Genomic DNA, 23634 nt, shown 5'->3' on the forward strand with positions numbered 1-23634 from the left:
ATAAGGTAGTGGCCAGAAATCCTGATGCCTAGGGCTCTCTGGCCACTTCGTGTGTAACATTCATAAGTTCACGTTCTATAGCTCAGAAGGAGGGTTAACAGGTGAAGAACGGACTGTTTGCGGGAATCGGCAACCACAATATTATACCGGCAGTGCGCAAGGCGGAGGATCTGCAGAAGGCCTGTGACAGCGAATGGCCGATGATCTTTCTGTTGATCGGCGACCTGTTCACTGTGGAGCAATATGTGAGGCAGGGCCTAGAGGCCGGGAAGAAGGTCTTCCTGCATGTTGATTTCATCGGCGGGCTGGGCAGTGATCCACTGGTAGTCAAATATATTGCCGAGAAGATTGGCCCGACCGGCATTATCTCAACCAAGAATCATATGGTCAAGCAAGCCAAGAAAAGCGGGCTTCAGGCGATCCAGCGCCTGTTCCTGATCGATACCTCGGCGCTGGAGCACGGCATAAATAATGTGCGCCAGAATGAGCCGGATGCGCTTGAAGTGATGCCCGGGCTGATTCCCCGGGTGATTAGCGAGCTGCACAGCAGCACTTCCCGTCCCATCATTGCAGGTGGCCTGATCAAGGACCATCAGGAGATCCAGACCGCTCTGCAGGCGGGAGCAAGTGCGGTATCAATGGGCAATCCAGCGCTCTGGCATAGTTTTGCACAAGCTTAACCTGGCGTTAATATCAGGATAACACGGCTTGGTTATAGTGAAGAAGTAAGCGTAAGGAAACACCATTCAATTTCATATCAAGGGTCGGAGACGAAGAGAAAACCCTTATGCAGCACATGGAAACGGCTGATTCATTATGCCTGCTTTCCTGTGCTGGATATAGGGTTTTTTGGTTTGTTTCCATTAAGGAGGCTGCTTTCCCATTGCAGGATGTGCTTGCGTATGAGACGTATTTTTTTGATTTGGACGGCACCATTTTTATTGGCGACCTCTTGCTGCCCGGAGTGCGGCAGACACTGCAGTATTTAAGGGAGCAGGGTAAACAAGTGTTGTTCCTGAGCAACACCACCATTCGGACCCGGGAGGAATGCCGGAATCGGTTAAGGCAGCTGGGGCTTGAAGCACATACGGATGAGGTGGTGACTGCCGCTTCGGTATCTGCCGTGTATTTCCGGGAAATGCCCGGCAGGCCTAAGGTGCTGGTGATCGGAGAACAGGCACTACAAGATGAAATGGCCGGCGGCCATACGGTGCTCACGGATGATCCTGTGGAGGCCACGCATGTGCTGGTCGGGATGGACCGCGAGTTCACTTATGAGAAGCTGCACCGCGCGATGAAGGCTGTCCGGGCGGGCGCTCTCCTGATCGCCGCGAACCCTGATCCGAATTGTCCGGTAGTGGGCGACCTGATTCCTGATACTTGGGCCATGGTCAAGGCCATTGAAGCAGCCAGCTGCGGCACGGTGCAGGAGATTATCGGCAAGCCATCCGCCTATTATGCAGAGAAGGTGCTGGAGCAGAGCGGAACGAAGCGCGAGAACTGCTTGATGGTCGGAGACCGGATGGATACGGATATCCGGTTTGGCCTGAGCCACGGCATCAGCACGGCATTGGTACTGACCGGTGTGACCGCGAGAGAGGATCTGGAGCAATATTCGATCCGGCCGGATCATATCTGGACCTCGATGGCTGAGATGCTGCAAGGACTTTCACCTCTAAGCTGATTTTTACCGGGGATTAACAACAGGTTTACAGGGGAATATCAAATGTTTGCTAGAGTAAGAGGATCAGCTGTCCGCAGAGGGCTGCCGATCTTCCTGCTACTTATGAATAGATATATGGAGGAGATTAAGAGATGCGTAAAGTGAATGTGATGGTTATGACGGCTACATTGGGAATGTCAGTGCTGGCAGGCTGCGGCAGCAACACGAACACGAACAACAACAATAACGATACTGGCAATGGGAACAGCAACGCGGCTGGTGAAGCGGCTGCCGCTGCGGCGGACAACGGAGCCAAGACGGAGCTGACCTACTATTATCCGATTGCTGTTGGAGGACCGCTGACGGCTACCATTGAAGCCATGACTGCAGACTTCATGAAGGAGAACCCGGATATTGTGGTTAAGCCGGTATACACCGGCAGCTATGCCGATACAGCGGTCAAAACACAGGCCGGAGTCCAGGCGAAACAGCCGCCTGATGTAGCGGTATTGCAGTCCACCGAGCTGTTCAGCCTGCTGGATATGGATGCGATTATTCCGCTGGATGATTTCATCGCGCAGGAGGGCGGAGATACTTATCTATCCGACTTCTATCCGGCTTTTATGGAGAATTCCCAGACAGAGGGCAAGACCTACAGTATTCCGTTCCAGCGCAGCACCATAGTTCTGTATTACAACAAGGATAGGTTCAAGGCTGCCGGACTGGACCCGGAGAAGCCGCCTGCAACCTGGGCAGAAATGCAGGAATACGCGGTCAAGCTGGCGGGTGACGGCAAGTGGGGACTGGAGATTCCGGTGACCGGCTACGCCTACTGGATGCTGCAGACCTTCGCGTTGCAGAACGGCAACAATCTGATGACTCCTGACGGCAAAAAAGTAATGTTCAACACCCCCGAGAATGTCGAGGGTCTACAGTATTGGGTCGATCTGGCCGCGAAGCACAAGGCTATGCCTGGCGGCGTAACCGATTGGAGCACCGTGCCTTCCGACTTCCTGGAAGGGAAAACGGCGATGATGTACCATACCACCGGCAACCTGACCAATGTCAAGAAGAATGCCAGTTTTGATTTCGGCGTCAGCTTCCTGCCGGCACAGAAGCAATATGGCAGCCCTACCGGCGGCGGCAACTTCTATATTTTCAAGGATATCGACAAGAAGAAGCAGGAAGCGGCCTGGAAATTCGTTAAGTTCATGACCGAAACCGAACGTGCGGCACAGTGGAGCATGGATACCGGCTATGTAGCGGTGAAGAAGTCGGCGTATGAAACCGAACGGATGAAGGCCTATGCCGCTGAGTTCCCGGCTGCGCTGATCGCCCGTGACCAGCTGGAACATGCAGCTGCCGAATTGTCCACCCACAACAATGGCCGAATTGTCAAAATCCTCAGCGACTCCGTACAGGCCGCGCTGACCAATGAGCTGACACCGGCGGAAGCCCTGCAGAAAGCGCAGGATGAAGCGGACCAGGCCCTGGCTTCTTTTAATAAGTAAGATGAAGGCCAGTCTGAGAAGAAATGGGTTCGCCTGGCTGCTGCTGCTGCCCTCGCTGTTGTTTCTGCTGCTGTTCACGTTCTATCCGATTCTGCTAACGCTGCGGCTGAGCTTGTTCCAGGCAGACCTGTCCGCGCCGGAGCCGGTCTTCACCGGCCTCGACAATTACCGCACCATGTTTCAAGACGAGGTCTTTCACAAGGTTATGAGCAACAATGTGCTGTTTGCGCTGGGGACGGTTCCACTCGGAATCGCCCTGGCGCTTCTAATGGCTGTGTTCGCCAACAAGGCGCTGCACGGCAGAGGTTTTATGCGTTCGGCTTTCTTTTATCCGACGCTGATCCCGATGATCGCAGTAGCTAACATATGGCTGTTTATTTATACACCGGAGTATGGATTTATGAGCAGGGTGCTGTCCTGGTTCGGCGTGAACGATATCAATTGGCTGGGCACACCGGGGCTGGTGATGTGGGCGATGATCCTGATGATCATCTGGAAGGAAGCGGGATTCTTTATGATTTTTTACCTCGCCGGTCTGCAAAATATCTCCAAAGAGTTGTATGAGGCCGCTCATGTCGATGGGGTGAGCCGGTTCACGGTATTCCGCAGAATCACCTTCCCGCTACTGATGCCTACCACACTGTTCGTCAGTATTGTTGCGCTCACCAACGCCTACAAGCTGGTCGACCATCTGATGATTATGACCCGGGGCGGTCCCAACAACTCCAGTAATCTGCTGCTCTATTACATCTACGAGACAGCGTTCAGCTTCTGGGATCAGGGGATGGCGTCCGCGTTGACGGTGGTTATGATTGCCGTGCTGCTGCTGATTGCGGCGGTACAGTTTTTTGGCCTGGATCGCAGAATCCACTATAACTAAATCCCGCATTGCTGCCGGAAGGAAGGCAATTCTATGGTAACCAAATTCACACCCAAGCTGGGAAATATATTGATGCTGGCGCTGGCAGCCCTCTGGCTGGTTCCGCTGCTCTGGATGACAGTCACGGCGTTCCGTCCCAGGCATGCGGCGCTGTCGGGTCTGTTCTCGCTGGACTTCACTTTAGCCAACTTTGCTACGGTCTGGTCGGCGGCGCCGTTTGCTACGTATTATTTCAACACGATTCTGATTGTGGTTTGCGTGTTTGCCGTGCAGATGCTGACGGCCAGCATGGCCGCTTTTGCTTTTGCCCGCGTAACCTTTGCCGGCAGCAGCATCGTGTTCCTGCTGTTTCTGGTGCAGATAATGATTCCCGCCGATGTGCTGATCTTCCCCAACTACAACGTTCTGAAGCAGCTGTCACTGCTGGATACGAAGCTGGGCATTATGCTGCCTTTCCTGGCTTCGGCATTCGGAATCTTCCTGCTGCGCCAGGTGTTCAAGACGATTCCCGCCGAGCTGGAGGAGGCGGCGCTGATCGAAGGCTGCAGCAAATGGCAGGTGCTGTGGCGGATTTATTTTCCGCTGGCCCGGCCGACCTATGTGGCCTTTGCGCTCGTATCGATTAGCTATCAGTGGAATAACTTTCTCTGGCCGCTGATCATCACCAATTCGGTGGAGAACCGGCCGCTTACGGTGGGGCTGTCGATTTTTGCCCAGTCATTCGAGATTGGGGTGCAGTGGACAGAGGTCAGCGCGGCTACGCTGCTGGTAATCACCCCGCTGCTGCTGATCTTCCTGGTGTTCCAGCGCCAGTTCATCGAGAGCTTCATGCATTCCGGCATTAAATAGAGCTGTCCAAGGAGGAGTTCGGATGACGTCATTACAGAGCTGCGCGGTATCTACCTATGTCTACATCAACCGTCCGCTGGTGGAGGCTATTGAATTACTGGCCGCTGCGGGCTGGAAGCATATTGAGATTATGTGCGAGGGCAGGCATGGCGAGCTGCTGGACTGGACGGAAGTCCAGCTGGCTTCGCTGGCCCGCATGGGCCAGGCCCAGGGTATCCGCTGGAGCATCCATTCGCCGATCACCGGCTGCAATCCGGCAACGGCGGATGAGCAGCAGCGGGCTGCGGCGGAAGCACTGCTGCTGGACACGCTGTGCGTTGCGGAAGCGCTGGGCTGCAGCTATGTGGTGCTGCATGCCGGGGAGCTGGACACGGAAGGCGAGGCCACCGCCGGGCTGCGGGAAGCGGCCCAGGCGCGGGTTGTGCTGTTCCTCCAGCGGATATTGGCGGAGACCGCAGGCTCCGAGACGGTTATCGCGCTGGAGAATGTCCCTCCGTACCCCGGCCTGCTGGGGACGGAGGTCACGGAGCTGCTGGAGCTGGCCTACGCGGGTGGCTTCCGCCCGCGTAGGCCTGGTGTTCGACAGCGGCCATGCTCTGATGGCAGGCAAGGACCGCTGCCTGCTTATGATGCAGCAGGCCATGTCCCGCCTGGTCGCGCTGCATCTCAGCGACAATGCCGGAGAACAGGATGAGCACCTGGGACTGGGCCAAGGCAAGGTGCCGCTGGAGTCGATGGTCGCCTGGCTGGCGGCAGGCGGCTTCTGCGGTGCCTGGGTGCTGGAGCTGCGGCATCCTGGGGATCTGCTGCCGTCCGCAGCCAAACTTCACCATTTGCGCCAGCAATACCAGGCCGTCTATGGCATTGAACCTGTCCCGGGAATAGGGTAGACTTGATAGAGGAATGTATGTTCCAATATCAATTAAAGCAGGTGTTACACATAATGAGCACAGAAACCAAAGGCCGGGTAATGCTTGTAGACGGAATGGCGCTGCTGTTCCGGGCCTTCTATGCGACTTCCTATGGAGGATATATCCGCAAGACGAAGGCCGGATTACCGACGAATGCGGTTTATGGATTTTTGCAATATTTTTTCGATGCGGTCAGTACGTATGAACCGTCTCATGTCGTCTGCTGCTGGGATATGGGCAAAGGAACGTTTCGTACAGAGAAATACAGCGGGTATAAATCAAACCGGATCGAAGCTCCCCTGGAGCTGGTCCCGCAATTTGAACTGGTCAAAGAAGTTGTATCAGAGCTTGGGGTGCCTAATATCGGGCTTGTGGGGTATGAGGCAGACGATTGCATCGGTACATTGGCGTCCTGCTTCAGCGAGGAGTCCGAGGTATACATCCTGACCGGAGATCATGATATGCTGCAGCTGGTGAATGAGCGGGTTAAGGTCGTTATTATGAAAAAAGGCCGCTCCAACTACAAGGTATACGATCCGGCCGTGCTGCTGGAGGAGAAGGGACTGACTGCGCCGCAGGTGATCGACCTCAAAGGGTTCATGGGCGATACCAGCGACAACTATCCAGGCGTGCGCGGAATCGGCGAGAAGACGGCGCTGAAGCTGCTGGCTGATCATGGCACCATAGACGGCGTTATCGCGAACCTGCATCTGCTGCCTAAGGGTGTCCGTGCCAAAATCGAGGCCGATCTCGACATGCTGCATTTGTCCCGTGAGCTGGCGGAGATTCGTTGTGATGTGCCAGTCGTCTGCACCTTGGCGGACAGCCTGTGGCAGCTGCAGCGGGAGAACGCCGCCCGCAAATTCCACGAGCTGGAGTTCGGCAGCCTGATGCATCTGATTGCCGAAGCGGAGGAAGAGCTGGGCATCGTGCAGATCGAGCTGGGCGATTTGGGCTAGTAGTGTGTCTCCCAAGTTCTTTCCCTGTTCCCCAGTGTCCAGAAGCCCTGCCTGTGGACGAAGGGGCGGTAGGCAGAGCCGGAGACAAATTCCTGCAAAAGTACAGGAATTCCCTCTCTTCTTCCTCTTACAGGCTTAATTCCTGTAAAAGTGCAGGTTTTCCGGCGATCGGGCCAGCAAAACAGCTTAGGAGACGATATATTCCTGCACTTTTGCAGGTTTAGCTTCTCTTAGACCGCTTTTGCACGAAAAAACTGTATGATTGCAGGAATTGTACAGCCGTAGCTGAGTCGATAAAGCAATCCATATGAAGACATCCCGTAAGCAGGCTTCCTTAGCCTCAGGGATGTTTTTTTGAGCTATTCCTGTTTTTAATGCATAGGCTGTGGAGAGGACGGCGCAGCCGTTTCTACTTGCCCGTTCGCTTGCACTAGTTAAAATTTTGTTATCGCAGAATGAATTTATCATTTGTTAACACGTAGTGACAGACTATAATGCAAGGTAACCTGATAGCTGTTCATGGGGGGAGAGGCGGAAGAGAGAAGAAATGTGGAAGCGCTTAAATAGAATGGGGAGGCGGACGGATTGAAATTCTTCAGAATGAAACTGCTGCAGACGGCATTCCTAGCTATTCTGCTGGGTCTGGTGCTTCCGGGCTGTTCCGGCACAGGAAATGATAGCGGCAGCGGGAATAAAATCAATGACAAAGGCGGGGAAAACATGGAGGCAGAGGCGAAAGAGGATGTGTATGAACAGGCCCGGGCACTGGGGCGGGGCGTGAATCTGGGCAATGCGCTGGATGCTCCATTCGAAGGAGAATGGGATATGGTGATCCAGGAGGAATATTTCGGGCTAATTCGTGAAAAAGGCTTCCAGAGCGTGCGTGTACCGATCCGCTACTCGAACAAAACGCAGGCAGAAGCCCCCTACACCATCGATGAGGCTTTTATGGAGCGGGTCGATTGGGTGGTGGAGCAGAGTCTGGAGGAGGGACTGAAGGTCATCGTCGACCTGCATCATTTCGATGAGATGCTAAGCGACCCGGCAGGCAATAAGGACCGCCTGCTGGCGATTTGGGATCAGGTGTCCCACAGATACAGCGATCAGCCGAAGCAGGTGTATTATGAGGTGCTCAATGAGCCGAACACGGCAATTACCCCGGTGCTGTGGAACGAATATCTGATCGAAGCCATTGCAGTGATCCGTAGCAATGATCCCGGGCGGACCCTGATCGTCGGCGGAGGCGAGTGGAACAGCATCGACGGCCTGTATAAGCTGGAGCTGCCGGAGGATGACCGCAACATTATAGCGACCTTCCATTACTACAGCCCGATTCTGGTCACGCATCAAGGCGCGGAATGGATGACAGCCGAGTATGGAACGACCGGCCTTACCTGGCCTGGTCCGCCTGCCGAGCCGGTAGCTCCGGTAACCGCGGCACAGGAGGTCGATTGGGTTAGCGGCTTCTTCAACGATTATAATACGAAACCCGCTGCGGACAACCCGGCCGGAATGGCGGCCTTGATTCGTGATCTGGAACGGGCGGCGCAGTGGGGCAAAGACCATGACAGGCCGCTCTTCCTGGGAGAATTCGGGGTATACAGCACAGCAGATACCGTTTCGCGCATTGCCTGGACGAAGGCGGTACGGTCGGAAGCGGAGCGTCTTGACATGTCATGGTCCTATTGGGAATTCGGGGCATCGTTTGGGCTGTATGATCGCACGGCAGGGCTATGGAGAGAGGAATTGGTTGAGGCGCTTTTACCGGGTGGAGAATAGAGGTTACGAAGGATAATAACGATGAGGATCAGACAATGGTTCATAGCTTTGCTGGCGGTTGTAGTTATCACAGGGAGTGTTCTTCCGGCTCCAATGGCAGCAGGTGCAGGTGAGGTGACGACAGAGCGAATTCTGGTGTCAAATTTCGAAGACGGTACTGCCCAAGGCTGGACGGCCAAAGGAAGTGAAGTCGTGACTGTATCCGGCAGCGTCTATCGCAGCGGCTCCCACAGCCTGTACATATCCGGCCGCACCCAGGATTGGGAGGGACCGAACTATGGGTTCGCCAGCACGCTTGCTGCGAACAGCAGCTATGCCGTACGAGCCTGGGTCAAGCTGGATGCCGGTGCATCCGCGGCAGACATTAAGCTGACGATGATGAGTGTGCAGGGCGGCATCTTACCGCTATTCGACGCCTATAGATAGATCTAAGGATTATATAGGAATAACCCTTAATTCCAGCAGATCCACTTCTAAATAAACCCGGATGGTAGGTTTTGCGGTAAATTTTCCCTATAAGTAGGTATAATCGACTCTTTTAAAAGATTTAATGGTAGTTTATCCCTATTTTTGCCGATATGTGTATCTTCCTGAGCCATAGTAGCTTGAGAACAGTAAGAATGGGGCCCAGGGCAATAAGGAAATTCCTGCATAAATACAGGAATTTCCTCTTTTTACTCTCCAGGAGGTCTTATTCCTGTAAAAGTGCAGGTTTTTCGATGGTCGGGTCTGTAAAACATATATTGGGCGTAAATTCCTGCACTTTTGCAGGTTTCCGTCCCTAAGGCCAACTTTGCACGAAAAAAACTGTATTTTTGCAGGAATATTCTGCAGTAGCGATGGTTGAGTGAAGATCTGTAGGGAGTTCTGAATGCTGCCTCTATCGAGTATTAGCGCTGTATCGGTAGGTAGCGATACTAGAGTCTTTCAGAGAAATTAGATGTGGATTTGCAGTTGAACACGCCCGCAGGTCAATCCGCCCCCGCCGCAGTCAGTTAGCACGCCCCCCTGCAGTCCGCCCCCCGCCCAGTCAATCAGCTCCCCGCTGCAGTCTGCCCCCCCCCCCCCCCCCGCTATCCAGCAGTTCCTCACCTTAACAATTTGTTATCTATGTTTCCTATTTATCATGTTACCGCGAAGGGGGGGACTATATAATTGGGGCAAGAGGACAGGGAGTGGCGGCTGAGCGATGCCGCAGCTGCTCTGGACAATAGAAAGGGAGCGTTAGGATGCCGAAACTGGATAGGGTTACAGACACACAAACGGCTGCACTTCCAGCCGCAAAGAGCCGTGCAGAGCTGAAGGACAAACGGCGGAGGGAGCTGGTGCTGGATGCCATGCTGCTGCCTGCAGTGATCCTCACTATTATTTTTGCCTACATACCGATGGCCGGTTTAGTGATCGCGTTTCAGGATTACAAGCCTTGGCTGGGGTTCTCAGAATCGAACTGGATCGGGTTTGAGCATTTTCAATATCTGTTCAGCACGCCCGAGTATGTGCAGGTCATCTGGAATACACTGATTATTGCTGGGATGAAAATGGTTGCCGGGCTGATTGCCCCGTTTCTGTTCGCCTTGCTGCTGAATGAGGTCAGACGCAATTCCTTCAAGCGTACAATACAGACGCTGGTCTATCTGCCCCATTTCCTCTCCTGGGTTATCCTGGGCGGGATACTGCTGGACATGCTCTCTAATGAAGGAATGATCAATCAGTTCCTGGGTGCGGTGTTTGGCATGGAGCCGATCTTCTTCCTGGGTGACGGGAATTGGTTCCGCTTCATCGTGGTTACCAGTGATGTCTGGAAGGAATTCGGATTCGGAACCATCGTCTTCCTGGCAGCCCTAGCCGGAATTAATCCAGCGCTTTACGAGGCGGCCGAAGTGGACGGGGCCAGCCGCTGGAAGCAGACCTGGTACCTCACGATCCCTGCGCTGATTCCAATAACCATTGTTGTGGGAACGCTTTCGCTGGGCAATATCCTGAATGCCGGATTCGACCAGATCTTCAATCTCTATAATGCCTTGGTCTATGACAAAGGGGATATCATTGACACCTTCCTATACCGGATCGGGATTATTGACGGGAAGTTCGGTTTCTCCACAGCAGTGGGAATGTTCAAATCCCTGGTAGGGTTTGTATTCATCGTAGTCGCCTACCGTCTGGCCTACAAGCTGGCTAATTACCGAATTTTCTAGAAGGGGGAAGCGACAGATGTATTATAAATCCAAAAGCTACAAAACCTTTACCATACTCAACTATACGTTTCTAACGCTGCTCTCTATTATCTGCATTATTCCGCTGGTTCACATTCTGGCAGTTTCCTTCAGCGGGAAATCGGCAGCCAACGCCAACCTTGTCGGGTTGCTGCCGGTACAATTCACCTTGGAGGCTTATGCCAAAACACTGGCGAATGAGAACTTTCTGCGCTCCCTATGGGTCTCGGTACAACGTACCGGGCTGGGTACCGTGCTCAGTATGGCCGTGGTTATCCTGGCCGCTTACCCGCTCTCCAAGGAGAAATACCATTTCAGACGCAGAAATATCTATACCTGGTTCTTCGTATTCACAATGCTGTTCAGCGGCGGTCTGATTCCGTTCTATATTCTGGTGCAGAAGCTGCACATGATGAACACCATGTGGGTGCTGATTATTCCAGGGGCCGTGTCCGTGTGGAATATGATTCTGCTGCTCAATTTCTTCCGCGGCGTACCCAAGGACCTGGAGGAAGCGGCCTTTATTGACGGGGCAGGACATCTCCGAACCTTGTTCAGTATTTATCTGCCGATCTCCCTGCCTGCGATTGCCACTTTGTCGTTATTCTCCATGGTAGGGCATTGGAATTCCTGGTTCGACGGACTGATCTTTATGACAGACCACAAGAATTATCCGCTCGCCACGTTCCTGCAGACCATTATTGTGCAGCAGGATTTCAGCAAGGTGGCCGTTCGTCCGGAGGATCTGGAGAACATCTCCCAGCGGACAGTCAAGGCTGCGCAGATCTTTATCGGCATGGCGCCTATTCTGCTGGTGTATCCGTTCCTACAGCGCTTCTTCGTGAAAGGCATTGTGCTGGGCGCCGTTAAGGAATAAGACTTAATCCCATTGAGAGGGGGCTTGCCGCCAAGGAATCCGTAAAGACAAGCAGTTGTTGCCATGTGGAAGGTTGGACCATTACAAATGTGTGAAACGGGGGATCAGTACATGTTGAACAAAAAGAAGCTGTACAGTACGCTTATGGCCGGAGCCATGTTTACAGGGGTGCTGGCAGGCTGTGGGGACGGAAATAATAATAATGCTGCGAATGAAGGGAAGGCAGCGGAGGATTCAGGCTCAATGTATTCAGCCAAGTTCGAGAACGGTAAATATGTTGAACCGGTAACCATCACAACGGTATTTCCGATCAGCAGCAATATGAAGTTCAAGAACGGCGAGAACATTGATAACAACGTGCATACCAAATGGGCCAAGGGTACGCTGGGCATTAATATTAAATACTTATGGACTGTAAGTGAGCAGAACAACGCTTACCAGACCAAACTGCGTCTGATGTTGTCCTCCGGACAGGAAATGCCTGATATCATCTCCTTCAGAGGAGATCCAACCCTGATCAGCGACCTGATTGAGAGCGGTCAGTTCACCGATGCCGGTGAGCTGTTCGACAAATACGCATCCGATACCTATAAGGCGGCTATGGCAGAAGATCCATCGGTCTGGGACCCGTACATGCGTGACGGCAAACGAATGGGGATTCCGATTCTGGAAAGCGCCTACAATAATGACCCGGTGATGTATATCCGTGAGGACTGGCTGAAGAAGCTGAATCTGAAGGCGCCTACCACAGTGGATGAGCTGGAGACGGTGATGGATGCTTTTGTGAATCAGGACCCGGACGGCAATGGTAAGAAGGATACCATTGCCCTGTCGGTGGGCTTCAAGAACAATCTGAATACCTGGATGTCCGATGCAGGCTGGATCTTCGGCATGTACGGTACGATGCCTAACCAATGGAACAAGACAGAAGAAGGCAAGTTGGTCTACGGCTCCATTCAACCGGAGATGAAGTCCGCTCTGGCTAAGATGCAGGATTGGATGACCAAGGGGTATATGTCCCAAGAATCCGGTCTGTATGATGAAGCTAAGGCAACTGAAGCATTTACGGCAGGCAAGTCAGGAATTATTGTGGGTCCTTACTGGATGACAGGCTGGCCGATTCCCGATTTGAAAGGCAATGTTCCGGATTCCGAATACAAGGCTTACCCGCTTCCCGCAGGACCTGACGGCACGGTTGGCCGGCATGGTACGCAGATTAGCTCGGGGGCTGTGCTGATCAACAAGGACATGAAGAATAAGGATGCCTTCTTCGTGTATCAGAATTATCTGTTCGACAACTGGGCTAATCCGGATGGAGAAGGACCGTTCTCCGACGGCTTCGCAGAAGGCTACGATTACGCGTTCGGCCCGAACGGAGAGAAATACGGCGAGCAGGAGAGCGACAAAATCGAGGGAGGCTGGGTGGATGCAATCCGCTACACGCTGACCTTTGACGGTGCAATTATCCCATCGCTGCGGATCAATGGCTTGGCGAAGCTCGCTAACGGCGAAGCCCCTTCGACGCCTTTTGAAGAGACGCTGACTACAGCGATTCCTGAGCAGATGCAAGCAGCCAAGATTGTAATCGACCAGAAGGATGCCATTATGATGAATATGTTCACCGGCAGTCCGACCAAGACACAGCTGGCCAAGGGAGACATGCTCAGCAAGCTGGAGAAAGAAGTGTTGAACAAGATCATCTATAATAAAATGCCGATTGATGAATTCGATTCGTTCGTTGCCAAATATAGATCCTCCGGTGGAGATGACATCGAGAAGGAAGTTAATGAGTGGTACGATTCGGTCAAAAAATAAGAAGTAACAGAAGAAGCCCTCCACCACGGGCATGCGGATCAGCCCCCGTGGTGGAGGACACGGTATTCCTGCGGAGTCATCCGGTTCTGTTCCTTGAACACCCTGATGAAATATTGGGAGTTGGAGTACCCCAGCTTCTCTGATATCTCGTAGATTTTGTCCTGGGAATGCTGCAGCATATAGGCGGCCTGCTCCATTTTGACACGGAGAATATATTCACTCAGGCTATGGCCCGAGTGCTGCTTGAACAGCTTGGAGACGTATACGGGATGGAGCGAAACGTGCTCGGCTACAGACTGAAGCGAAGCGGCTGCCAGGTCCCCGGACACAAAGGATTGGATCTCCTGAATAAGCTCCTGCTTCTGACAGTTGCTCTCTCGATCCAGCTTGCTGCGCAGCGTATCGGCCAGCAGGACCGCCCACTCGATAATCTGCGACAGTGAGCGAAAAGCAGGCCTGTGGATCAGCTCTCTGCCGACCAGCTCGGACAGCAGGCTGTTATTCTTATGAGCGATGTAGTGGAAGCTGGAGAGCAGCAGGCTTGTCAGCTCGTCCAGATGCTCCTCGGTAATCTCCGGTAAGGATTCCAAGGACTGCTGGGTCCGCATTAGCCGTTCCTTGTAGCCCTCCCATTGTCCGGTCTCCAGCAGGTGGAGAAAGGTCGGCGGCTCGTAGAGTATGCTTAAGGACTGGACGGCGGCAGCTTCGGGCTGCTTGGGAAGTGCGAGGAAGTATCCCTGTTCCTGGCCGATTTGCTTCCGCAGTGCAGTCACGGCCTGCTGATAGAGCAGGGGGATGCCCTGGCTGAAATAGCTGCTGCCAGTCAGGATGACAGAGATACCTCCTTTCAGATATTCATTCACATTATGATGCAGCTGAAGGGAGAGATGGGTCAGCTTCGCCAGGATCTGCTCCGTTCCGGTCTGCGCATCGGCAGCCTCTGGAGGCTGTGAAGGCTTCAGCGCAAATACCAGATAATCATAGGAATCGCGGCAATACCAGGACGCGAAGCTGTCACCGAACAGCTCGCAGGCAATGTTCGTGACCGCATATTCGAACAGCAGCAGACTATCCCGTCCATAGCGGGTGAAATGCGCTTCCAGCCGGATCAGCACGAAGAAGATTTCATCCTGCTGCTTGAACGGCAGAGCGTATTTATCCAGCATGCCTGCCAGCAGGGCAGGGGCGTAGGCCTTGCCCTGTATCAATTCATTCAGCAGCTTGTCCTTGAGCAGCGGGAGATGCTCAAGGAAGGTCCGCAGGGCATTCTCATGGGAGATGGTCTGCTCCAGCTGCTGCTTCATGGCCTGGATCATGATCTCCAGACATTGGCCCAGCTTGCTGCGGTCCAGCGGCTTGATCAGATAGTCGCTGACCTCCTGCTTGATCGCTTCCTGGGCGTAGCTGAACTCGGCGTAGCCGGTTAGCAGAATACACTTCATGACCCGGTTCTGCTCCCGGATGCGGCGGATCAGCTCCAGTCCGCTCATGCCGGGCATAGCAATATCTGAAATCAAGATGTCGATGGGGTGATCGTTCACAATCTGCAGTGCCTCTGTACCTGAATATGCCTTATGAACCTTCTCGATGCCGTAGCTGCTCCAGGGAAAAGAAATCTCCAGATCGTCCACCACATATTCTTCATCATCTACCAATAATAGCTGCAGCATAGGGGTTCTCCTCTTTCTCATTCTGGATAGTAAGAAGATATGCGGTTCCTTCAGACAGCGTGGATTCAATGGCCAGACCGGAGCGTTTGCCAAAAAACAGCCGCAGCCGCTGGTTCACATTGCGGGTTCCTGTTCCGCTCAGTCCTTCCGTTGCGGTCAAGCCATCGATATGCTTGCGGACGGAAGCAAGCCGTTCCTCTGACATCCCTGCTCCATTGTCCCGGATAACTATGCGGAACTGCTGCTCGTCCTCCTCGCCTTCAATGCTGATTTTGCCCGGGCCTACAGCGGTTTCAATGCCATGCTTGATACAATTCTCCACCAGCGGCTGCAGGATCATCTTCGGCAGCGGGTAGCGGCGGATGGCCTCGGAAACTGCGATACTGAAGGTAATGGAGCGTTTGCGCATATGCATAATCGACAGGTAGTGCTCCACCATGACCAATTCCTGCTCTACAGTCGAATCGGGCTGCTCAATATTATGAACATAGCGGCAATAGGAGCCTAGATGCAGAGTCATGGCGCTGACGGCCTCATAGTCCTCCACGCTGGCCTTGCTCTGAATGAAATTAAGGCAGTTATACAGAAAATGCGGATTGATCTGCGCCTGATATTGCCGCAGCCGGGCTTCCCGGATATCCAGCTCGCCTACCAGCACCTGCTCAATCAGCCGCTGCGCATTCTCCGCCATCCGGTTGAACGAATTGCCCAGCATACGGAATTCACTGCTGTTCAAATCGCTGACCCGGCTGGAGTAATCTCCCCGGTCGAACCGGCCGATAGCCTGCCGCAACGTGATGACCGGCTTCTGTACCTGTCTGCGCAGCACCAGGGTGTAGATCAGAGAGAGCAGCAGCAACAGCACGATTGAGCAGACGAAGATGGTGTTGTTCCGCGACAGCGGCTCTATGAACTGCAGCATCGGGTGGTAGTCTACGAAATAGAGGTCCAGCATATCGGACTTCATGTAATTCAGCAGATACTGGGTCCCGTTCTCGTCAACGGTAAGGAATCCCTGATCTCCCTGCAGCAAAGGAATGATCCGCTGTGTAGCCTCGGCAGACAGTGGATCAGAGCTATTCTGAATGACCACATCATTCATGGCGTCATACAGGAGCGGTGTACCTGAGGTATATTGCTGAAGCAGTCTGCGCAGGCTGTCGAGCGGTACCCTGGTTTCCAGGTAGATGGGCCCAAGATAGCTTTTGGACAGAATGGAATAGTATTTCGGCTGGTTATCCTCCGAGTGGATGATCCACTTGTCCCGCGGCTGCACGGGCAGACTGAACCGGCTGAAGCTCAGGCTCGAATCGGAAGATACCGTCTCAAGCTGGTCTGTATAATACAGCGTAATTAACACATTCCAGGAGGTACTGGCGCTCGTTAGAGCCAGCTTATTGATAATATTCAGCTTGGCCTCATATTTGCTGTATTGATCGCCGTTCACAAGGATGTAGGGGTAGCTGCGCACCGATTGGTCCTCAGACAATGTAGTCGTATTCATGAGTACCTGTTCGAAATGGCTGGTCAGCTGCGAGGTCATGAACTTCACCTCGGCGATCTTGTTGTTCTTCAGCTCCTTCTGAATATCATTTACGTTAAGGCGGTACACCAGCCAGAATACGGCAACAATCATCAGGAACATGAGCACAAGGCCCAGCATCAGCTTCTGAAATATCGACAGACGTTGACTCACAGTATTTCCTCCCATACAGCTCGGTAATTGAATCGGGTTATGTACTACGCGGCTTACTCTAATAGTAGGTGCTGGGGTCGAGGTTAGGCAACAGTTATCTACAAAATACGTGCATTTACTATGTCTGAAAAAAATCTTGAGTAGAATGGATTTTTGGTAATCTATTCGTTTCTTCCGTACTGTAGAATCTTAGTTCCACTGCATGAATAGAGCCGATATGAATTCCTGTTTTAATGCCACTCACTGTAGTTTATCAAAACTTTATTTTAGATAGAGGGTAACTTTATTTTCATTTGATAAATTGGAAGCAAACCAAAACATACAGGAGGAATATAAATGGCAGAAGGAAAACATTTCCCGGTTTTAGAGCTAAAAGGAGTCACAAAGCAAATGAATCAAAAAAAACTTGTGAATAATTTGAGCTTCAGTTTGCAGCAAGGCGATATTTATGGGTTTTTGGGTCCAAATGGTTCAGGGAAAACGACGACTTTGCGCATGATTACCCGCTTGATATTTCCTACATCAGGCGAAATCTTTATCAACGGATATTCTGTTGAAAGAGATTATAGAAAAGCCTTGTCCGTTGTAGGAAGCATTATAGAAAATCCGGCGTTCTATTTAGATTTGACAGCCAAACAAAACTTAAAGTTAAGTGCCGAGTTATCTGATACAAAAATTGGGGGAGCCAGGATTGACGAAGTTTTAGAAATTGTACATTTGTCAGATGTCAAAAATGACAAAATAAAAACCTTCTCCCTGGGCATGAAACAACGGTTGGGCTTCGCAAATGCTTTGCTATGCCGTCCGGCCATTATTATACTTGACGAGCCTACCAATGGGGTTGATCCAGCGGGGCTTCGTGAGATGAAGGAATTGATTAAGCGACTGTCCCAACAAGAAAATATCACTTTTCTAATTTCCAGTCATATGCTGCGTGAAATGCAAGACCTCTGCAATAGAGTAACCATAATTCAAAAAGGTTCGTTGGTTGAAACTGGATTAGTAAATGAACTTCTAAAGGATTATGGAGTTGATAATCTGGAAGATTTATTCTTTGCTTGTGTACAGGAGGCCCGGCAATGAAAAAGGCAGGCTCTCTTATTGGCTTTGAAGTAAAGCGGATGTTGCTTTCCAAAACCACCGCAACTTATACGGGTATTTACTTTATCAGTTTCAACATATCGGCAATCTTTTTTAGAATGATGGGAAGTGACGGTTCTGTACTAACGATAGGAAATGCACAATCATTCCCGATTCAGCATTTACAGGCGAGCTTCTTGTTTACCGGGATATTTGTAGCAATCTATGTCGGTCAAATTATAACGCAGGAACGTACTCAAGGAACCATCAAACTGCCTTTAACACGGTCTATTTCCAGACTTGAGTATTTTATGAGCAGAGTCGTATCTATATTTTTCTTTTCCGTGTTTATTACCCTTCTTATGATTGTGCTAAGTTATATGGTGGGTATGCTGTTCTTTGGCTGGGGTGACAACATGGTATTCTTTTCTCTGACCTCCGGCGGCTTGCAGGGTATACTAATTACTTTACTAAGCGGGCTTGCTTTCGCATTTTCATATTTTGCATTTGGTATGATTGCCATGGTAATTTCCATGTTTACAAGTCGGATATCAGTGAATGCCACGATTATGGGTATTCTCCTTATGGTTGGACAATATTTTGAAGTGCTGCCCTCCGTAAAGCAATTTGCCGTTTTTCATCAAATGTTGTTTTTTCATATTGATATTTTTGAAAAACCTTTTGACTATAACGTGATTAGCTTTTTAGTTTTGGTTGTGTATTGTGTGATTTGCAGCATTATTGGATACCGGATATTCAGAAAAAAAGACTTATACGTCTGATGATGGGAGGATAGAACGATGTTGAGCCAGCTACATTTCGATTTCAAAAAATTAGTTTATCAAAAAAGATACTTGATGATTCTGACTGGCATATTATTATTCAGCATTATATATGCTGTGTACTTATCTCACGGAGGGTTACCTATGTTTGAGGTAGTGGATAGCGGACTTTCGCAGTTCCGTCCCGTATATTGGCTGATTTGTTGTTATATGGTCTGCGATGTGATTTCAAGTGACTATCACAGCAAAACGTTGAAGACGACTATTCCATATGCAAAAAGCCGTACCAGTTATATTGCTTCAAAGTCAATTTTGTCTGCTGGTATCTGCTTTTTTGCTTTACTGGTTCATTTGTTAAGCTCTTTTACTGCGGCATGCATTTTTTCGCCTAATTCTGAATGGATGGGTTGGGGGCAATCATTTGTTCTGGCATCTATAGGGGCAATAAGCACCATTTTGTTCTTCGTCAGCATATTCATATTCTGCATGATCGTAACGGAAAACGAAGCAGTTACAATCGGGTTTGCAATGGGAACAGTCATTATCATGCTTATTCTGGAATCCATTAAACAGATTTCAACGTATGTACCCACAATGCAAGTTATCACGTTGCAAGCAACTGTTAATGCAAACTTTAGTACGGGAATACTCATTGTTGGAGCACTTGTATTCTTGGCTATCGCATTTTCATTATTCACCACAAGCATATTTAGACGAAAGGATTTGTTTGTGTGATATCATTCTGATTTCTGAAAGGATGTAAATATGAGTAGAAAAAACATACTAATCATTGAAGATGAACGCGACTTAGCGAATATGATTAAAAATTATCTTATTAAGGAGCAATATAATGCGGAGATTTGCTGTAATGGAAGCGATGCTTTAGCGGTAGTCGAAAGGTATCAGCCCCATATGGTGATTTTAGATTTAATGCTCCCCGGCAAGGACGGACTGGAAATCCTCCGCCAAGTACGTTTGAAGTCTGCGATACCTGTTATTATCATTAGCGCAAAAGAAACTGAATTGGATCGTATTCTCGGCCTGAAAATTGGAGCAGACGATTACATGACAAAGCCCTTTTCAATTAAAGAGTTGGTAGCGCGTGTGGATGCCCTTTTTAGAAGGATAAGCGCCTATCAATTTAGTACGGAGGCTAACCAAAGGATTCAATTCAACAATATGCTGATTGACCTTACATCCAGAATGGTGACCATTGAGGGAGAACCAGTGAACCTTACAGCAAAAGAGTTTGATTTGTTGGCATTCTTATTAAAGCACCCAAAGCAGGTTCTCAGCAAAGAGCAAATGTATGATAATGTGTGGGGATTGAATGAGTATGGGGACATCAATACAGTCGCTATCCATATCCAAAAAATCAGAGAAAAATTAGGACAAGCACATGGTATAACCACTATGCGGGGAATTGGATACCGATTTGATGGAGAATTAAAATGAAAGAAAGCATTATACGCCGTTTAATCGTTATATGCTGTATCCTGTGCGTCTTACCGTTTATCACATCTATGTTTTTAGCGCAGGCGCAATTTATCTTGATTATCTTTCTGTTAGTAACAATACCTGCAGTTGTTCTAACAGCTTGGATTATCCTTTATGTCAAGAAACGAATGATTAAACCATTAAGTATACTGATCGAGGAAGCCAATATTATTTCATCAGGGGATTTATCCCATCCCATCGTATATAAAAAGGATGATGAGATAGGCAGATTTATTTTCTCTTTTGATCGGATGAGAGATAACCTGCATGAGCAGCAGAAAAAACAGCTGCAATTCGAGATAGAACGCAAAAATTTCATCAATGGTATTTCGCATGATCTAAAAACGCCCATTGCTTCCATTTCGGCGTATATTGAGGCTTTGCAAGACAAAATGGCAGCAACGCCGGAGGAAGAAAAGCAATACCTGAAAATTATTGAAAACAAGCTATCTGTGCTTACGGAGCTTTCAAATCAGCTTAGTTTAAGTTACACGACACCCGATACATTGCATTTGGTGCTACAAGAAGTAGATTGTTATGACTGGGCAGTTAACATTTTCAAAAGTATCCAAAGTGAGTGTCAGCTACGAGGGATTACCCCTGAACTAACCAATGCAATTAATGCAAAAGAGAATGCCGCTATGTGCATTGACTTTTATCAGCTTGAGAGGGCAATTCAAAATATTTTTAGCAATTCTTATCGCTATACACAGGACTTTTTGTCAATTTCAACAGAGATTTACAATCAAACATTCTTCTTGCGCGTAGAAAACGATGGAGCCCTGCTTGCCGCAAGTAAGACTGAAAAGATCTTTGAGCGGTTCTATACGGAAGAAAGTTCAGATGCTCACGGGCATTTGGGTTTAGGCTTATATATTGCTAAAACTATTATTCAGTCAATGAAAGGAAATATACAGGCAAAAGTACGTTCTGACATCATCACTTTTGAAATCACCATCCCTATTTTGAGATGAGCCTGCCGTTTATCGCAGCCATACTGACGACCATTGGCTACTCGATTAATGCCGATAACCTATGAAGAAGAGTGAACTTAAACAGGAGCCCCGGAGGATGATGCCGGGGCTCCTACTTTTATCACAGACACCGCACTGGACCGTCCGCTATGATGTACAGGATATATTATAGCGATGATTCAAGGTGCCCCTTGCCTGCAGCGGGGGGGTAACAGGGAATCGGGTGCAATTCCCGAGCGGTCCCGCCACTGTATTGGAGAGCCATTCTTCACCTGTCACTGGGGAACATTCCAGGGAAGACGAAGAGCAGGCATTAAGCATCCGAAGCCAGGAGACCTACCTTGATTCCGCACACCAGGACTCTACGCGGATTGGAGCGGTGTACGAATTAACGGATAAGATCAAGAAGATGCGCGCCATGCGGCGTAGCTTCGCTTTTTTTGAGCTGCTTCCGGCAGGGAAGCTGGGCTTACATGCAGAGCGAAGTGATGGTTCGGCCTGGATAACAAACAGGCTTGCCGGAGCAGCTTCTATTTCTTAACGGATAACGTACATAACAGCTCCCGCCCTATAGGGTGGGAGTTATTTTCGTATGGCAGTGCAAGTTTGATTTACCCGTCAAATTAAGGAGGAGATTGAAATGAGAAAATGCAGGCTTGGCAGTTTTGCGGCTATTGTGGCCGGATTTACCGTTTATTTTCTGCTGAATGAGCCGGGAACGGCGAATGCGATGCACATTATGGAGGGGTTTTTGCCGGCAGGCTGGGCTTTGTTCTGGTGGCTGGCCTTTATACCGTTCTTCGCGCTCGGTCTGGTTAAGCTTACTCGAATGACCAAAGAGAACCCTGAGCTGAAGCTGCTGCTGGGTTTGGCGGGAGCCTTTACCTTTGTGCTGTCGGCGCTGAAGCTGCCTTCGGTCACCGGCAGCAGCTCCCATCCTACGGGTACCGGCCTTGGAGCCGTAATGCTGGGGCCACTGTCGATGAGTGTACTCGGCTCGGTTGTACTGCTGTTTCAGGCGCTGCTGCTGGCACATGGGGGCCTTACTACGCTGGGAGCCAATGCCTTCTCGATGGCAGTGGCGGGTCCGTTTGCCGGATATGCTGCCTACAAGCTGGTGATGAAGCTGACAAGCCGCGAGAGAGTGGCTGTATTTACCGCGGCTGCCATGGCTGATCTGGTGACCTATGTGGTGACCTCCGTGCAGCTTGCGATTGCTTTTCCGGCAGCTGACGGCGGAGTTTGGACTTCTTTTGCTAAATTCGGCAGTATCTTTGCAGTCACGCAGATCCCGCTGGCCATCAGCGAGGGTCTGCTCACAGTGCTGCTGTGGAACTGGCTGAAGTCATACAGTCCGGGCGAGTTGTCGCTGCTCAAACGGCAAACCAAAGGAGGAAGCTTCTGATGAGTGCCAAATGGAGAAATGGGTTGATGCTGCTGGCCGTTGTTCTGCTGGTGGTGCTGCCCCTGCTGTTTGTTCAAGGGGAATTCGGCGGAGCCGATGATGCCGCAGAAGGGGCGATCAGCGAGCTGGCTCCGTCGTATGAACCCTGGTTTAAGCCGCTCACGGAGCTGCCCGGGGAAACCGAAAGTATGCTGTTCGCCTTACAGGCAGCTATTGGTGCCGGAATTATCGGATACACGGTGGGCCTTCTGAGAGGAAGACAAGACAAGCAGAAGCTGCATGATCAGAAGAATTGATGCCATCTCTTATGCGAATGGCTTCCGGCAGCTGTCTCCTCTATGGAAAAGCTTGTTCGCGGCAGTCATGTTTATCCTGTCCTATCTGCTGCATCCGTTTCTGCAGCTGACGATCTGCCTATGGATTGCGGTCTGGTGTCTGCTGTACGCCAGAATTCCTGTACGTGCTTATGTCATGCTGCTGGGCATGGCCCTGCTGTTCTATGTGCTCAGTCTGCCTGCCTTGCTGCTCGAAATCGGCCACCCGGCAGCAGGACAGGCATGGATAACCTTCCCGCTTCCCTTGACCTCGCTGACGGTTTACATTACCGCCGGAGGGGTGCTGCGGGGAGGGCTGTTGCTGGCGCGGCTGGCTGCTTGCCTGAGCTGTCTGTTGTTCGTAATCTTCACAACACCCTTTACGGAGCTGCTGCTGGTGCTTCGCCGACTGCGTGTGCCGCAGCTGGTGCTGGAACTTATGCTGATTATGTACCGTTTTCTGTTTCTGCTGAGTGATTCTGCGCACGGCATGCTGCTGGCCCGCCGGCTGCGCGGCGGCTCCAGAGGATTCCGGGCCACTATCCGCGAAGCGGGCAGTATGGGCGGAGCTCTGCTGGGCCAGACCATGCGGCGCTACCGCGGACTCTCGCAGGGGCTTGCGGCCAGAGGGTTCACCGGCGAAATCCCGCTGCCGCCTTACAGTGGCGGTCCGGTCCCGCTTAGATACCGGGTGGAGGGCTGCTCCGGGATCGCTGTATTACTGCTGGCACAGCTGTGGATGAGCTGGTGAGGGCTGCG

Annotated in this window: 25 protein-coding genes and 1 riboswitch; of the genes, 23 read left to right on the forward strand and 2 right to left on the reverse strand. The window is 50.9% G+C overall.

Annotation, left to right across the window (positions count from 1 at the left end):
- Positions 1 to 101: 101 nt before the first annotated feature.
- The 13 genes from B9T62_RS03795 (at position 102) to B9T62_RS03855 (ending at position 13457) form a co-directional block, all read left to right on the forward strand.
- Complete coding sequence (locus tag B9T62_RS03795; protein WP_087914040.1) at positions 102 to 680, forward strand: glycerol-3-phosphate responsive antiterminator; 579 nt, start codon at positions 102 to 104, stop codon at positions 678 to 680.
- Between the two features lie 212 nt (positions 681 to 892).
- The gene (locus tag B9T62_RS03800) at positions 893 to 1684 is read left to right on the forward strand and encodes an HAD-IIA family hydrolase (protein ID WP_342746185.1); all 792 of its coding nucleotides are present in this window, start codon (positions 893 to 895) and stop codon (positions 1682 to 1684) included.
- Positions 1685 to 1815: 131 nt separating this feature from the next.
- A complete protein-coding gene (locus B9T62_RS03805; protein WP_087914041.1) occupies positions 1816 to 3174 on the forward strand; it encodes an ABC transporter substrate-binding protein in 1359 nt (452 codons plus the stop codon).
- Entirely contained in the window at positions 3137 to 4054 is a 918-nt protein-coding gene (locus B9T62_RS03810; protein ID WP_211296408.1) for a carbohydrate ABC transporter permease, read from the forward strand. The genes B9T62_RS03805 and B9T62_RS03810 overlap by 38 nt, the downstream gene beginning before the upstream one ends.
- 33 nt (positions 4055 to 4087) lie before the next feature.
- The gene (locus tag B9T62_RS03815) at positions 4088 to 4903 is read left to right on the forward strand and encodes a carbohydrate ABC transporter permease (protein ID WP_087914042.1); all 816 of its coding nucleotides are present in this window, start codon (positions 4088 to 4090) and stop codon (positions 4901 to 4903) included.
- Between the two features lie 22 nt (positions 4904 to 4925).
- Positions 4926 to 5597, forward strand: a complete 672-nt coding sequence (locus tag B9T62_RS41175) for a sugar phosphate isomerase/epimerase family protein (protein WP_087914043.1) — start codon at positions 4926 to 4928, stop codon at positions 5595 to 5597.
- Entirely contained in the window at positions 5503 to 5793 is a 291-nt protein-coding gene (locus tag B9T62_RS41180; protein ID WP_281257686.1) for a hypothetical protein, read from the forward strand. The genes B9T62_RS41175 and B9T62_RS41180 overlap by 95 nt, the downstream gene beginning before the upstream one ends.
- Positions 5794 to 5846: 53 nt before the next feature.
- Positions 5847 to 6773, forward strand: a complete 927-nt coding sequence (locus B9T62_RS03830; protein ID WP_087914045.1) for a 5'-3' exonuclease — start codon at positions 5847 to 5849, stop codon at positions 6771 to 6773.
- Between the two features lie 585 nt (positions 6774 to 7358).
- Positions 7359 to 8552 (forward strand): glycoside hydrolase family 5 protein, encoded by a 1194-nt coding sequence (locus B9T62_RS03835; protein ID WP_087914046.1) that lies wholly within the window; start codon positions 7359 to 7361, stop codon positions 8550 to 8552.
- A 21-nt stretch (positions 8553 to 8573) separates the two neighbouring features.
- Positions 8574 to 8978, forward strand: a complete 405-nt coding sequence (locus tag B9T62_RS03840; RefSeq protein WP_087914047.1) for a carbohydrate binding domain-containing protein — start codon at positions 8574 to 8576, stop codon at positions 8976 to 8978.
- Positions 8979 to 9781: 803 nt separating this feature from the next.
- The gene (locus tag B9T62_RS03845) at positions 9782 to 10747 is read left to right on the forward strand and encodes an ABC transporter permease (protein WP_087914048.1); all 966 of its coding nucleotides are present in this window, start codon (positions 9782 to 9784) and stop codon (positions 10745 to 10747) included.
- Positions 10748 to 10763: 16 nt separating this feature from the next.
- Positions 10764 to 11642 carry a carbohydrate ABC transporter permease gene (locus B9T62_RS03850; RefSeq protein ID WP_087914049.1) on the forward strand — a complete coding sequence of 293 codons (879 nt, stop codon included), beginning with the start codon at positions 10764 to 10766 and terminating at the stop codon, positions 11640 to 11642.
- A 111-nt stretch (positions 11643 to 11753) separates the two neighbouring features.
- Positions 11754 to 13457, forward strand: a complete 1704-nt coding sequence (locus B9T62_RS03855; RefSeq protein WP_087914050.1) for an extracellular solute-binding protein — start codon at positions 11754 to 11756, stop codon at positions 13455 to 13457.
- 38 nt (positions 13458 to 13495) lie between these two features.
- On the opposite strand, the gene B9T62_RS03860 is transcribed toward B9T62_RS03855, so the two are convergent.
- The gene (locus tag B9T62_RS03860; protein ID WP_169834322.1) at positions 13496 to 15127 is read right to left on the reverse strand and encodes a response regulator; all 1632 of its coding nucleotides are present in this window, start codon (positions 15125 to 15127) and stop codon (positions 13496 to 13498) included.
- Complete coding sequence (locus B9T62_RS03865) at positions 15102 to 16823, reverse strand: sensor histidine kinase (RefSeq protein ID WP_169834323.1); 1722 nt, start codon at positions 16821 to 16823, stop codon at positions 15102 to 15104. Before B9T62_RS03865 ends, B9T62_RS03860 begins: the two co-directional genes overlap by 26 nt.
- A gap of 336 nt (positions 16824 to 17159) precedes the next feature.
- Here B9T62_RS03865 and B9T62_RS03870 point away from each other — a divergent pair, with 336 nt between their 5' ends.
- From B9T62_RS03870 to cbiQ, 10 genes are all read left to right on the forward strand, one after another.
- Complete coding sequence (locus B9T62_RS03870) at positions 17160 to 17906, forward strand: ABC transporter ATP-binding protein (protein ID WP_087914053.1); 747 nt, start codon at positions 17160 to 17162, stop codon at positions 17904 to 17906.
- On the forward strand, positions 17903 to 18685 hold the full coding sequence (locus B9T62_RS03875; protein WP_087914054.1) for an ABC-2 family transporter permease: 783 nt from the start codon (positions 17903 to 17905) through the stop codon (positions 18683 to 18685). The genes B9T62_RS03870 and B9T62_RS03875 overlap by 4 nt, the downstream gene beginning before the upstream one ends.
- Positions 18686 to 18703: 18 nt before the next feature.
- The gene (locus tag B9T62_RS03880; protein ID WP_087914055.1) at positions 18704 to 19420 is read left to right on the forward strand and encodes a hypothetical protein; all 717 of its coding nucleotides are present in this window, start codon (positions 18704 to 18706) and stop codon (positions 19418 to 19420) included.
- Positions 19421 to 19450: 30 nt separating this feature from the next.
- The gene (locus B9T62_RS03885; protein ID WP_087914056.1) at positions 19451 to 20140 is read left to right on the forward strand and encodes a response regulator transcription factor; all 690 of its coding nucleotides are present in this window, start codon (positions 19451 to 19453) and stop codon (positions 20138 to 20140) included.
- Positions 20137 to 21156, forward strand: coding sequence for a HAMP domain-containing sensor histidine kinase (locus B9T62_RS03890; RefSeq protein ID WP_087914057.1), 1020 nt, complete (start codon positions 20137 to 20139; stop codon positions 21154 to 21156). Before B9T62_RS03885 ends, B9T62_RS03890 begins: the two co-directional genes overlap by 4 nt.
- Positions 21153 to 21221 carry a hypothetical protein gene (locus B9T62_RS41660; RefSeq protein ID WP_157794191.1) on the forward strand — a complete coding sequence of 23 codons (69 nt, stop codon included), beginning with the start codon at positions 21153 to 21155 and terminating at the stop codon, positions 21219 to 21221. Before B9T62_RS03890 ends, B9T62_RS41660 begins: the two co-directional genes overlap by 4 nt.
- 100 nt (positions 21222 to 21321) lie before the next feature.
- A riboswitch (cobalamin riboswitch) is annotated at positions 21322 to 21514 on the forward strand.
- A 21-nt stretch (positions 21515 to 21535) separates the two neighbouring features.
- Positions 21536 to 21697: a hypothetical protein gene (locus B9T62_RS38660; protein ID WP_157685435.1), complete on the forward strand. Its 162-nt coding sequence runs from the start codon at positions 21536 to 21538 to the stop codon at positions 21695 to 21697.
- Positions 21698 to 21796: 99 nt separating this feature from the next.
- Positions 21797 to 22561, forward strand: coding sequence for an energy-coupling factor ABC transporter permease (locus tag B9T62_RS03895; protein WP_087914058.1), 765 nt, complete (start codon positions 21797 to 21799; stop codon positions 22559 to 22561).
- Positions 22561 to 22857, forward strand: a complete 297-nt coding sequence (locus B9T62_RS03900; RefSeq protein WP_087914059.1) for an energy-coupling factor ABC transporter substrate-binding protein — start codon at positions 22561 to 22563, stop codon at positions 22855 to 22857. The genes B9T62_RS03895 and B9T62_RS03900 overlap by 1 nt, the downstream gene beginning before the upstream one ends.
- Positions 22841 to 23626 carry a cobalt ECF transporter T component CbiQ gene (gene cbiQ, locus B9T62_RS03905; protein WP_087914060.1) on the forward strand — a complete coding sequence of 262 codons (786 nt, stop codon included), beginning with the start codon at positions 22841 to 22843 and terminating at the stop codon, positions 23624 to 23626. Before B9T62_RS03900 ends, cbiQ begins: the two co-directional genes overlap by 17 nt.
- Positions 23627 to 23634 lie beyond the last annotated feature (8 nt).

The sequence above is a fragment of the Paenibacillus donghaensis genome, from assembly GCF_002192415.1.
Taxonomy (GTDB): domain Bacteria; phylum Bacillota; class Bacilli; order Paenibacillales; family Paenibacillaceae; genus Paenibacillus_AQ; species Paenibacillus_AQ donghaensis.